General features: G+C 65.3%; 11 protein-coding genes and 2 pseudogenes. 2 read left to right on the top strand and 11 right to left on the bottom strand.

Features of this window, described 5'->3' with window-relative positions; translation table 11 throughout:
* Positions 1-6: 6 nt before the first annotated feature.
* Positions 7-301, bottom strand: a pseudogene (locus tag B0O95_RS04515) (anhydro-N-acetylmuramic acid kinase); the annotation flags it as partial.
* Positions 302-486: 185 nt separating this feature from the next.
* A complete protein-coding gene (locus tag B0O95_RS04510) occupies positions 487-1,740 on the bottom strand; it encodes a M23 family metallopeptidase (RefSeq protein WP_104076813.1) in 1,254 nt (417 codons plus the stop codon).
* Positions 1,741-1,878: 138 nt separating this feature from the next.
* Between B0O95_RS04510 and tyrS the strand changes: the two genes are divergently transcribed.
* Positions 1,879-3,123, top strand: coding sequence for a tyrosine--tRNA ligase (tyrS, locus tag B0O95_RS04505; RefSeq protein ID WP_104076812.1), 1,245 nt, complete (start codon positions 1,879-1,881; stop codon positions 3,121-3,123).
* 50 nt (positions 3,124-3,173) lie between these two features.
* A complete protein-coding gene (dtd, locus tag B0O95_RS04500; RefSeq protein ID WP_104076811.1) occupies positions 3,174-3,686 on the top strand; it encodes a D-aminoacyl-tRNA deacylase in 513 nt (170 codons plus the stop codon).
* Here dtd and B0O95_RS16370 read toward each other — a convergent pair.
* From B0O95_RS16370 to B0O95_RS04450, 9 genes and pseudogenes are all read right to left on the bottom strand, one after another.
* A pseudogene (locus B0O95_RS16370) lies at positions 3,635-3,748 on the bottom strand (oxygenase MpaB family protein); the annotation flags it as partial. The gene dtd and the pseudogene B0O95_RS16370 overlap by 52 nt on opposite strands.
* 51 nt (positions 3,749-3,799) lie before the next feature.
* The gene (ruvB, locus tag B0O95_RS04490; protein WP_104076810.1) at positions 3,800-4,861 is read right to left on the bottom strand and encodes a Holliday junction branch migration DNA helicase RuvB; all 1,062 of its coding nucleotides are present in this window, start codon (positions 4,859-4,861) and stop codon (positions 3,800-3,802) included.
* Between the two features lie 64 nt (positions 4,862-4,925).
* A complete protein-coding gene (ruvA, locus tag B0O95_RS04485) occupies positions 4,926-5,507 on the bottom strand; it encodes a Holliday junction branch migration protein RuvA (RefSeq protein ID WP_104076809.1) in 582 nt (193 codons plus the stop codon).
* Positions 5,508-5,569: 62 nt separating this feature from the next.
* On the bottom strand, positions 5,570-6,112 hold the full coding sequence (ruvC, locus tag B0O95_RS04480) for a crossover junction endodeoxyribonuclease RuvC (RefSeq protein WP_104076808.1): 543 nt from the start codon (positions 6,110-6,112) through the stop codon (positions 5,570-5,572).
* Positions 6,113-6,172: 60 nt separating this feature from the next.
* Positions 6,173-7,738 carry a bifunctional phosphoribosylaminoimidazolecarboxamide formyltransferase/IMP cyclohydrolase gene (gene purH, locus B0O95_RS04475; protein ID WP_104076807.1) on the bottom strand — a complete coding sequence of 522 codons (1,566 nt, stop codon included), beginning with the start codon at positions 7,736-7,738 and terminating at the stop codon, positions 6,173-6,175.
* Between the two features lie 68 nt (positions 7,739-7,806).
* Positions 7,807-8,040 (bottom strand): Fis family transcriptional regulator, encoded by a 234-nt coding sequence (locus tag B0O95_RS04470; protein WP_013436270.1) that lies wholly within the window; start codon positions 8,038-8,040, stop codon positions 7,807-7,809.
* The gene (gene dusB, locus B0O95_RS04465) at positions 8,037-9,101 is read right to left on the bottom strand and encodes a tRNA dihydrouridine synthase DusB (protein WP_104076806.1); all 1,065 of its coding nucleotides are present in this window, start codon (positions 9,099-9,101) and stop codon (positions 8,037-8,039) included. The genes B0O95_RS04470 and dusB overlap by 4 nt, the downstream gene beginning before the upstream one ends.
* Positions 9,102-9,248: 147 nt before the next feature.
* Positions 9,249-10,529 carry a UbiH/UbiF/VisC/COQ6 family ubiquinone biosynthesis hydroxylase gene (locus B0O95_RS04460; protein WP_104076805.1) on the bottom strand — a complete coding sequence of 427 codons (1,281 nt, stop codon included), beginning with the start codon at positions 10,527-10,529 and terminating at the stop codon, positions 9,249-9,251.
* A gap of 39 nt (positions 10,530-10,568) precedes the next feature.
* Entirely contained in the window at positions 10,569-12,149 is a 1,581-nt protein-coding gene (locus tag B0O95_RS04450) for an aminopeptidase P N-terminal domain-containing protein (protein WP_233203109.1), read from the bottom strand.
* Positions 12,150-12,257: the final 108 nt, after the last annotated feature.

The raw sequence follows: 12,257 nt of genomic DNA, 5'->3' as shown, positions 1-12,257 counted from the left end.
TCACTTGCCGAGTTCGGGGCGGTGCCTGATCGTCTGTCCGCGCACGCCGATGGCGCGGACGTACTCGGCCGATACCCGTGCGCTGGTCTGCAGCGCGTGGCAGCACGCCGCATAGCGCGTCGCCAGCGCGTTGGCGGCATGGGCCTCGCGGTGCACTTCGTCATCCGCTGGGGCTTGCAACGCAAACAAGGCGTCGCGCAACGGGCGGCAAGCTAATGAAGGCCTCGGCACGGACCTGGGGCCGTCCTTGCGTAAAGTCGACGATCACGCCGTCGACGCCATCCATGCTCGTGCCTGACATTAGGCCGATATACAGCCCGTCGGCATCGTGCGTCTGTCGTGAAGGACGGTGGCTGTCGTCGTATTCGGCGCTGGGTTGTATCACCTAAAGCCCCCAGCGGCATTGAGCGGTGCGTCGGCCCGATGGCCAGCGCGCACGATCGACGTGGCACGCCGCGGCGGCATTGCTGTCAGGCTGCATTGCTGTCATTGTGATGCGACGCGCGGCGGCAGGACGTCGCTGTCGATCGACAGATTAGCCGAGTATCGCTCGAACGCGTGTAGCGTGGCGCCACGCAATGACGCGGGTTTACCGACCGATGCCGCGAGCGGATTCACATGGCGGCCCTGGTGCCGCACCTCATAGTGCAGATGGGGGCCGGTCGCCCAGCCGGTGCTGCCGACGTAGCCGATCACGTCGCCGCGTGCGATTTTCGCACCGGTTCTCAGTTTCGGTGGGATTCGCGACAGGTGGGCATACACGGTCTCATAGTGCTGAGCATGGCGTACCACGATCGTCTTGCCATATCCGTGCCGCCACCCCGCGAATGCGACCGTTCCGGCCCCGCTTGCCCGCACCGGTGTGCCGCGTGGCGCGGCCCAATCCACGCCGCTGTGGAACGCGCGGCGTTTGGAAATCGGATGCACGCGGTCGCCGAAGCGCGACGATAGTCGGGCGCTGGCAACGGGACGCGGATCGAGCCCGCGCTGCAGCGAGTGCCCGTTGGCGGCATAGAAGTCGCCGCCGCGCTTGCCCGGCGGACGGTACCAGATGGCGCGAACGGGCGCGGCGCCGACGGCATGGACCTCGAGGACGAGGATGCGTCGAGTGCGGGATGACTCGCCGGCCGCTGCGCCCAGTAGCACGCGGTAGCGCTGTCCGCGCAACGGGCCGGCCAGCGCGCGCATGGTCGGCAGCGCATCGAGCGCTGCATCGATCGAGCTGCTCAGTACGCCGGCCTGCCGCATCGCGCTGGCGAACCGGCTGTCGAGCGCGCCCGAGAACACGCGCTCGGATGGGGTGGCAGCGCGGTGTGGCTCGTCCAGCCGTAGTGGGCTGGCACTTGACAGCGCGCCGGCTGCTTGTGGCGGATGTGCCGCGGCAAATGTCTCGGTAGCGGCGCTGGCTGGGGGCGCAGAAGCGGCCAGCGCGGCGGCCACGTAATCGCCATACGGGCCCAGCGCCGTGCTGCGCCAACTGATGGCGCGCAGCATGCTACTGTTGACCTGGGCTTGCGTGGCCGCTGAACGCGCCGACGTGTATGCCGAATGCGCCGGTATCGCGAGCGCGGATACCACAGCGGGAGCGTACGGGATCGTGCGTGCGATCGTTACGCTCAAGCTCACGGACGCGGCGGCGATCGGGTGAATGATCGCTTGATGGCGCCGCGCGGCGAAGTGACGCAGCGATACGGTGCCGCTGCGCGCGAGTGCAAAAACCTGCCGGAAGCAGTACCACATCACGTAAAATCCAGTTCTTGCACGAGAAAAGCGACGGCCTTGACGGTTGTTCGAGGTAGGGTTGCGAGGTGCGGCGCGTGACGAGCGCCGCCGTGCCGCTCGTGATTCGATGACAGTTTCGTGAAAAGTTCCCGCCTGATGAGTACCGAGTCCAGCGTTGCCGTGCCGTCCCTGCCCATTACCGATGAAGTCCGTGCCGCACTGGCGATAGCACGTCGTGGTTGCGACGAGTTGCTGATCGAGGACGAGTTTGCGCAGAAACTGGCAAGGAGCGCGCAAACTGGCAAGCCATTGCGCATCAAGCTCGGGCTCGACCCGACCGCGCCGGACATCCACATCGGACACACCGTGGTGCTCAACAAGATGCGCCAGTTGCAGGACCTAGGTCATACCGTTATTTTCCTGATTGGCGACTTCACGTCGTTGATCGGCGATCCGTCCGGACGCAACCAGACACGCCCGCCGCTCACTCGCGAGCAAATCGAGGCCAATGCGAAGACTTATTTCGAACAGGCCGCGCTGGTGCTCGATCGTGAAAAGACCGAGATCCGCTACAACAGCGAATGGTCAATGCCGCTGGGCGCCGACGGCATGATCAAGCTTGCGTCGCGCTACACCGTGGCGCGGATGCTTGAGCGTGACGACTTCACCAAGCGGTTCCAGAGCGGCGTGCCGATCTCGATCCATGAATTCCTGTATCCCCTAATGCAGGGGTATGACTCGGTCGCGCTGCAATCGGATCTCGAGTTGGGTGGTACCGATCAGAAGTTCAATCTGCTGGTGGGCCGCGAGTTGCAGAAGCAGTATGGTCAGGAGCCGCAGTGCATCCTGACGATGCCGCTGCTCGAAGGGCTGGACGGCGTCGACAAGATGTCCAAGTCCAAGAACAACTACGTCGGTATCAGCGAGAAGCCGTCCGACATGTTCGGCAAGCTAATGAGCATCTCGGACACGCTGATGTGGCGTTACTTTGAGCTGCTTTCGTTCCGCAGCCTCGAGGAGATTGCAGACTTCAAGCGGCAGGTGCAGGCCGGCCGCAACCCACGCGAGCTGAAAGTGCTGCTCGCGCAGGAAATCGTCGCTCGTTTTCACTCGCAGGCCGATGCGCAGCGCGCGCTGGAGGATTTCAATCATCGTGCGAAGGGCGGGGTGCCTGACGATATTGCGGAAATTGCGTTGAGTGGCGCGCCGCTGCCGATCGGGCAATTGCTAAAGCAAGCTGGCCTGGTGCCGTCCACCAGCGAGGCATTGCGCAACATCGAACAGTCCGGCGTGAAGATCGACGGCACGACGATCACCGACAAAGGGCTGAAGCTCGAGGCAGGCGTGTATGTCGTGCAGGTCGGCAAACGGCGCTTTGCGCGCGTGACACTGCGCGCTTAGGGCAACGGACGGGCAACCCGACGACAGCCGAACCATAGCGAGGACTTGCATTGATCGCATTGATCCAGCGGGTTGCGCGAGCCAGCGTGCAGGTCGATGCGCAGGTGATCGGCGCGATCGGCCCCGGGCTGCTCGCGCTGGTCTGTGCGGAACGCGGCGACTGCGAGACCACGGCGGATAAGCTGCTCAACAAGCTGCTTGGCTATCGCGTATTCAGCGATACACAGGGCCGGATGAACCTGTCCGTGCGGAACATCGACGGTGCCGGCGGTGCCGGCGAGCTGTTAATCGTGTCGCAGTTCACGCTGGCGGCTGATACGAATAGCGGCTTGCGCCCCAGCTTCACCCCCGCCGCACCACCGGACGAAGGCAGGCGGTTGTACGACTATTTCGTCGCCCGTGCGCGGCAGCAGCATCCCATCGTCCAGACCGGTGAATTTGGCGCCGCGATGCAGGTATCGTCGGTCAACGATGGCCCGGTAACCTTCTGGCTGCGCGTGCCGGCCGTACAGCACACTGCCTGCGGGCCGAACAGCCTCGGATTGCCCGGCGGCGACGAATAGTCGATCGCGGAGCCTTTGCCGCTCGTGAGTTCAGTGACGCCGGCCGCCACGCGCCGGCGCAGTCAGTTCAGTACGCCGTTGGCCAGCCCACCAATGCGCATCACGCAGATCGGCTATTCGCCGCTGGTGTTCCACAGGTCGCGGATCGGGCCCGCATCCGGCGCCGCAAGGCCGAAGTGGCGATAGGCGAGCAGCGTCGCGACGCGTCCGCGCGGCGTGCGCTGCAGATAGCCTTGCTGGATCAAATAAGGCTCGATCACGTCTTCGATCGTGTCGCGTTCCTCGCCGATCGCGGCGGCCAAGTTGTCCAGGCCCACCGGGCCGCCATCGAACTTGTGCAGGATCGCCTCCAGCAGCTTGCGATCCATCAAGTCGAAGCCGACCGGGTCGACATCGAGCATCGCCAGCGCCGCATCGGCCGTCGTCGCCGTGATGCGGCCGTCGGACTTGACCTCGGCATAGTCTCGCACGCGACGCAGCAGCCGGTTCGCGATCCGTGGCGTGCCGCGCGAACGCCGCGCGATCTCCAGCGCGCCTTCGGGCTGGATCTGCGCGCCGAGCAGGTGGGCCGAGCGCTCGACGATCCGCGCCAGTTCGCTTGCGGTATAGAATTCGAGCCGGGCGACGATGCCGAAGCGGTCCCGCAACGGATTGGTCAGCATGCCAGCGCGCGTCGTGGCCCCCACCAGCGTGAACGGGTGCAGATCCAGCTTAACGCTGCGTGCGGCCGGTCCCTCGCCGATCATGATGTCGATCTGATAGTCTTCGAGCGCTGGGTACAAGATTTCCTCGACGACCGGCGACAACCGGTGGATCTCGTCGATGAACAGCACGTCGTTCGCCTCGAGATGGGTCAGCAGCGCAGCCAGGTCGCCGGCCCGTTCGAGCACTGGCCCGGACGTCTGGCGCAGGTTGACGCCCATTTCCCGCGCGACGATGTGCGCAAGCGTGGTCTTGCCCAGCCCCGGGGGGCCGAATAGCAGCACATGGTCGAGCGCTTCCGAGCGGCGCTTTGCCGCTTCAATAAAGATCTCGAGCTGCCCGCGAACCTTTTCCTGCCCGACATATTCGTCCAGCAGCCGCGGGCGCAGCGCCCGCTCGAACACCTCCTCATTGGGCGATGCGTGGGTCGCTGCAATAACGCGCTCCGAGCCGAGTTTGTCCGTTTCGATCATGTGCTGATTGTACCGCGATGTAGCCGGCATGCCAGTTGCCACGCGGTGCTGCGCCGCGTGGGGCTCATGCCTTCGATAATGCCTTCAGAGCGAGCTTGATGCCGTCCGACACACCAGTGCCGGCCGGCACGTTCTTGATCGCGGCAAGCGCTTCCTTCTCGGAATAGCCGAGCGAGAGCAGGGCGTGCAGGATGTCCGGCGCGTGGTCGGACGATGAGGCGGCCGAGGCGGCCGCGCCGATGTCGGCGCCCAATTTGCCTTTCAACTCGAGTAACAGTCGCTCGGCGGTTTTCTTGCCGATGCCCGGCACCCGCGTCAGGCGGGCGGCATCCTGCAACGTCACTGTCTGCGCAAGATCGCTCACGCTCATCCCGGAGAGCACCGCGAGCGCCATGCGCGCCCCGATGCCGCTGATCTTCAGCAGTTCGCGAAACGTCTGTCGCTCCTGCTGCGTGAGAAAACCATACAGCAGATGCGCGTCCTCGCGCACGATCAGTTGGGTTAGCAACGTAACTTTGTCGCCAGTGTTCGGCAGGTTGTAGAGCGTGCTCATCGGCACGTCGACCTCGTAGCCGACGCCGTTGCAGTCGACCAGCAGATGAGGCGGGTTTTTCTCGAGCAGGATGCCCGCAATGCGACCGATCATGGCGAATCAATAGAGAGTGGATGCGCGAGTGTAGCGTATCGCGGCGTGGACACTGCGCCGGGTTAGCCGATCAGCCGGCCGCGTCGCACACGATAGCCTTTCTTCGTCAATGCCGGCGCGAGCGTGCCGAGCGCGTTGATCGCCGCGCCGCTGTTCGCGTGGCAGATCGCCATGCCGAGCGCGTCGGCGGCGTCGGTGCCGGGCAAGCCGCTCAAGTTCAACAACCGGACCACCATCTGCTGCATCTGGTCCTTGGTCGCGCGCCCGTAGCCGACCACCGCTTGCTTGAGTTGCAGCGCGGTGTATTCGGCCACCGGTACACGGCCCGATACGAGTCCGCAAATCGCCGCGCCGCGCGCCTGCCCCAGCAGCAGCGTCGATTGCGGATTGACGTTGACGAATACTTTCTCAATCGCGGCCTGATCCGGGCGGTGCTCGCGGATCAGCGTCGCCACGCCGTCGAAGATCGTGCCCAGGCGGCTCGGCAAATCGGCGTTCGCGGTACGGATTACCCCGCTGGTCACGTAGGTGAGCGCGTGTCCGTGCTTGTCGATGACGCCAAAGCCGGTGACGCGCAAGCCCGGATCGATGCCAAGTATTCTCATCGCGCCACTATAACCGACTGGCGTTGTCCCGACGCGGCCGGCGCGGCGGCGCTCACAGCGTCAGTGACGGAAATGCCGCGTGCCGGTAACGACCATCGCGACATTGTGCTCATCGGCCGCCGCGATTACTTCGTCGTCGCGCATCGAGCCGCCGGGCTGAATCACGCAGGTCGCACCGGCCGCGACGACCACGTCGAGCCCGTCGCGGAACGGGAAGAATGCGTCGGAGGCGACCGCCGAGCCGGTCAACGACAGCTTTGCGTTTTGCGCCTTGATGCCGGCGATGCGAGCCGAATCGACGCGGCTCATCTGACCCGCCCCGACACCCAGCGTCATGCCGTTCGCGCAAAACACGATCGCATTGGACTTGACGAACTTCGCGACGCGCCACGCGAACAACAGGTCGTCCATTTCTTTGGGCGTCGGATGCCGTTTCGTGACCACGCGCAACTCGTGCGGCTGCACGTTCTTCGTGTCCGGCGACTGCACCAGCAAGCCGCCGCCGACGCGCTTCAGGTCGTACGCGTTGGCTGCGTTGCCCAGCGGCACCTGCAGCACGCGCACGTTCTGCTTCGCGGCGAAGATTTGTCGCGCCGCGTCGGTCAACGACGGCGCGAGCAGCACTTCGACGAACTGCTTGGCGACCGCTTGCGCCGCCGCTTCGTCGACTTCGCGATTGAACGCGATGATGCCGCCGAATGCGGAAGTCGGGTCGGTCTGCAACGCCTTGGCGTACGCGTCGGCCGGCGTTGTCGCCACGGCGACGCCGCATGGGTTCGCATGCTTGATGATCACACATGCCGGCGCATCGAATGTCTTCACGCATTCCCATGCCGCGTCGGCATCAGCGATGTTGTTGTACGACAGCTCCTTGCCCTGCAGTTGCCGGTAGTTGGCTAGCGAGCCTTCGGCAGATTGCAGGTCGCGATAGAACGCTGCGCCCTGGTGCGGATTCTCGCCGTAGCGCAGGTCCTGCACCTTCGTGAAGGCCAGGTTCAGCGTGGCCGGGTACGCGCTGCGTGTCGCATGCTGCAGGTCCTCGCCGAGGCTAGTCAGGTAGTTCGTGATCGCGCCGTCATATTGCGCGGTGTGCGCAAACACCTTGGTCGCGAGCCGGAAGTTGGTCGCGTAGCTGACCGTGTTGCCGTTCGCGCGCATTTCGTCGAGCACCGCCGCATAGTCGGCCGGATCGACGACCACCGTCACGTCGCGGTGGTTCTTCGCGGCCGAGCGCAGCATCGTTGGGCCGCCGATGTCGATGTTCTCAATGGCTTCGTCGAGCGGGCATTTCTCCTTCGCGACAGTTTGCACGAACGGATACAGATTGACGACGAGCATGTCGATCGTCGGGATCCCATGCTGCTCGAGTGCCGCCATGTGCGCGGGCATGTCGCGCCGCGCGAGAATGCCGCCATGGACCTTCGGGTGCAGCGTCTTTACGCGGCCGTCGAGCATTTCCGGAAAGCCGGTGTAGTCGGCTACCTCGGTGACCGGCAGGCCCGCGTCGGCGAGCAGCTTTGCAGTGCCGCCCGTGGACAGCAGGGTGATGCCAAGCTCATGCAGGCTTTTGGCGAAATCGACAATGCCTGCCTTGTCGGAAACAGAAATGAGCGCTTGCTTGATCATGATGAAAAAAGAACCCGAAGCTGCGCTTGCGCGCGAATGACAAATGTGCGCCAGGCACGGGCGCCGCGCTACAGCAGACCATGCTCCTGCAGTTTCTTGCGCAGCGTGTTGCGGTTGATGCCGAGATATTCGGCTGCCAGAGACTGGTTGCCCCGCGCCTGTTCGAGGACGATTTCCAGCATCGGTTTCTCGACGCAGGACATCACCATTTCATAGACGTCGTGTGGGCGGGATCCGTCCAGATCGCGGAAATACATGCCGAGACTGTCGCGGACGCATTGTTCGATGTTGTGCTTGCTCATGCTGCTAATCGGTCGGTGTCGGGTGGCGTGTCGTGCGTGCTGGATTCGTCGTCGACGTAGACGAGGCGCTCCGATTGCGCCTTTTGGGCGTCGAAGAATGCGTTGACCGCCGCCAGTTGTTCCCGGGTGGAATCCAGCGTATTCATTCGATGCCGGAATGCGTTGGCGCCGGAAAGGCCGCGAGTGTACCAGCCGATGTGCTTGCGTGCGGTGCGCACACCGGTAAATTCGCCATAAAATGCGTAATGGTCTTGCAGGTGCTCGTTCATCCACTGCTGGATTTCATCGATCCGTGGCGGTGGCAACACCTCACCGGTCACCAGGAAGTGCCCGATTTCCCGAAACAGCCACGGCCGGCCTTGCGCCGCGCGTCCGATCATGATTGCGTCCGCGCCGGTGATCGACAGCACTTCGCGCGCCTTGTGCGGCGTCGTGATATCGCCGTTGGCGACTACCGGGATGCGCACCGATGCCTTGACCGCGGCGATCGTGTCGTACTCGGCCTGACCACGATACAAGTCTGCGCGCGTGCGCCCGTGCACGGTGAGCATCGAAATGCCGGCCTGCTCGGCGAGCCGCGCGATCGTCAGCGCATTGCGGTGTTCGCGATCCCAGCCGGTGCGCATTTTCAGTGTGACGGGAACGGCATCCGGCCCGGTGCCGACCGCACGCACGACTGCCTCGAGAATGCGTGCCACTAGCGCCTCGTTCTGCAGCAGTGCGGAGCCTGCCGCGACGTTGCAGACCTTCTTGGCCGGGCAGCCCATGTTGATGTCGATGATTTGCGCGCCATGCGCGACGTTGTATTGCGCGGCCTGCGCCAGCATCGCCGGGTCGGCGCCAGCGATCTGCACGGCGATCGGCTCGACCTCGCCGTCGTGATTGGCGCGACGCATCGTCTTTTCGCTTTTCCACAGCTGCGCGTTGGACGCGACCATCTCCGACACCGCGTAACCGGCCCCCATTCGCTTGCACAATTGGCGGAACGGGCGGTCCGTCACGCCAGCCATCGGGGCGACGAACAGATTGTTGCGCAGTACATGTTTGCCGATTACAGGCATCGGAAAGGGCGACGCGCCGCTACCCGGCCGGGCGCGGCGCGATCCGAAAGACGTTGGAAAGGGGCGTATTTTAGCGTTAACCGGCGGCGAACCCCGAGCGCTTTGAAAGTTTAATGAGTGTCACGGCTGTCATAGGCTTGGCCCCGCTTAGCGCCGTTGCCCGAACATCATCTGCCGCGCGAGCGTTGTCTTGACCGGCGGCACCAGGTCCAGCGCACCGAGTGCCAGGCCGCGCAGCGCCGCCAGCGGCGCGAAGTCGACGGTGAAGGCGCGTGCCAGCACGTCAGTCGCGGTGATGGTCACGCGCCGGTCCAGCGCGCGGCGTGCGGCGAAGGCACGCAGCGCAGCCGGCTCGGGTCCGTGGTGCGCGAGTGCATCGACCAGCGCGTGCACGTCGCGCAGGCCTAGGTTCAACCCTTGTCCGGCGACCGGATGCAACGTTTGCGCCGCGTTGCCGATCGATGCAATGCGGCGATCGGTTAACGCGGTCAGCGCATTGAGCCCAAGTGGGAAGGCTGCGCGCGCGCCAACCTTCTCGAAGCGGCCCATTCTGTCGCCGAATGCCCATTGCAACTCGTCCAACCACCGTGCGTCGGACAGTGGCATGCGCCGCGCGGCTTGCGCCGGATCGCAGCACCAGACCAGTGCATAGTCCGCCTGCCGTGGGCCGCCGAGCGGCAGCAGCGCAAGGGGCCCTTCGCGCGTGAAGCGCTCCCATGCGACGCGCGGTTGTGGCGTACTCACACTGACCACGGCCACCAGCGCCGTCTGGCGATAGTCGCGCCGGGCGTGCTGGCCGGCGGCCAGCCGCGTCGATGCGGCTTCGTGGTATACCCCGCCCTCCGCGTTGACGACCAGACGCGCGCGCACGATGCGTTGCGGTGCCGCAGCGCCCGCGTCGCCATCGGGAACGGAGGGTGTGCCGACTGGCTCGATCGGCAGCGAGACGCCGTGTTCGTCCTGCTGCGGCGCGCGAGCCACGCTCGAGCCGATCCAGTCGCAGCCGGTGGCACGTACCGCCGTGGCCAGCGCATGCACCAGCATGCCATAGCGCACCACGTAGCCGAGCGCTGGCACGCCGTGCTCGTTGCGCTCGATCACGGTGCGGCCGAAGTAACCGCGTTGCGACACGTGGATGCGCTCGATTGGTGTCGCCTCGACCGGCCAGCCAAGCGGCTCGAGCAGCATGCGGCTGCCGTGCGACAATGCAAGCGCCCGCGGGTCGCCCAGCGATGCATCCGGTTCGCGCGAGTCGATCAACGCGACACGCAATGCACGGGTGCCGCCGCGGCGTGCGAGCCAGCCGGCGAGCGCGAGCCCAGTCGGCCCGGCGCCGACGATGGCCACGTCATAGTCGTATCGCGCTGTGTCGACGCGCGCATCCGGTGCCGCATGGTGCGCGGGTCTGGCAGGATTCGATTCGGTCATGGTGCAGATGTCTGTGAGATTCTGTCGCGCGGCGGCGTGTCACGCGCGCGTCGGCGCGTCGCGCATCCAGGCTTCGATATCGTCGGCGTGCACCGGCACTTCACGGGTCATCGGCTCGCAGCCGTGGGCTGTGACAATTGCGTCATCTTCGATGCGGATCCCGGTGTTCCAGTACGCGCGCGGCACATCCGGCGCGGCGCGCACGTATAGGCCGGGTTCGATGGTCAGCGTCATGTTCGCGCGCAAGCGGCGCCACGGACGCGGTACGTCGCGCTCGGCCGTGTCCCGCACCAAGTTTCCAGCGTGCTGGATAGCCAGGGATGGGGCATCCGGGCAGGTAGCGTCCGTGCAGGAGGCGTCCGGGCGCGCGGTATTCGGGCAGGCGGTAATCGAGTTCCGGCCGGCCGGGTCGGGATCCGGCTCGCGATAGTCACCGCAGTCGTGCACGTCCATGCCGATCCAGTGACCGGTGCGATGCATGTAGAAGCGCGTATAGGCGCGGCTGGCGATCACATCGTCGAGCGTGCCATGCACGGCCGCGTCGAGCAACTTCAAGTCGAGCATGCCCTGCGCCAGCACGCGCACCGCCGCCTCGTGTGGCACGTCGAACGGCACGCCAGCACGTGTCGCGTCGATCGCGGCCTGTTGTGCCGCCAGCACGACGTCGTATAGATCACGCTGCGCCGCCGTGAAGCGACCGTTGGCCGGAAACGTGCGGGTAATATCGGACGCGTAGCCGTCCAGCTCACAACCCGCGTCGATCAGGACCAGGTCGCCGTCCCGCACGAGTGCGTTGCCGGCCGGGTAGTGCAGCACGCAAGCGTTAGCGCCCGCCGCGACGATCGAACCGTATGCCGGCGCCTGTGCACCGTGGCGGCGGAAAGCGTACAGCAGTTGCGCTTCAAGTTCGTATTCGCGCACGCCCGGCTTGCACGCCTGCATGGCCTGCAGATGCGCGCGCGCCGAGATCGAGGCGGCCCGGCGCATCGTGCACAGCTCGTGCGCGTCCTTGATCAGACGCATCTCGTCGAGCAGAATCGACAGATCGACCTGATGCGCCGGCGAAGTGCGGCCGCCGCCGTGTCTGCTCGCCTCCAGCCATCGCTGCACGGCCTCGTCCAACCCCGGCGATGTGTTGCGTGCGTAATGCAGCGTATGCGCATTGGCCAGCAGCGCCGGCATCCGGGCGTCGAGCTCATCAACCGGGTAGGAGGCGTCCACGCCGAATGCCTGCTGCGCGTGTTGCGGTCCGTACCGCGCCCCGTCCCAGTTTTCGCGCTCGACATCGCGCGGCAGACAGAACAGTGTCGTATGCGACTGCGATGCGTCGGCACAGATGACCAGCCACGCGTGCGGCTCGGTGAACCCGCTTAGGTAGAAGAATGCGCTGTCATGCCGATACGGATATTCGGTGTCGCGGTTGCGAACCGCGATCGGTGCAGTGCGCACGATCGCCACGCCGCCGCCATAGGCGCGCAGCGCATCGATCACCCGTTCGCGGCGGGCGCGATACAGCGCCGGGCCGGCGGGTGGCCCGGACAGCGAGCCGAGCCGGTCGCGCAGCAAGTCCAGCCGGGGATCGGCAACGGCGAAAGAGGGGCTTGCGCAGGTCTGCGTCATGAAAGTTGCGGGGATACGAAAACGTCTTGCCATATAATACCCCACGACTTTTTTGATGCGACCCGCACCGGCGCGCGGCGCAGGCCCCGAGGCCGGGGCGGGCAGCTT

Source organism: Mycetohabitans endofungorum (assembly GCF_002927045.1).
In the GTDB taxonomy this organism is placed as follows: domain Bacteria; phylum Pseudomonadota; class Gammaproteobacteria; order Burkholderiales; family Burkholderiaceae; genus Mycetohabitans; species Mycetohabitans endofungorum.
The sequence above is the reverse complement of the archived record's forward strand: the minus strand, read 5'-3'. Positions and strand labels throughout refer to the sequence as shown.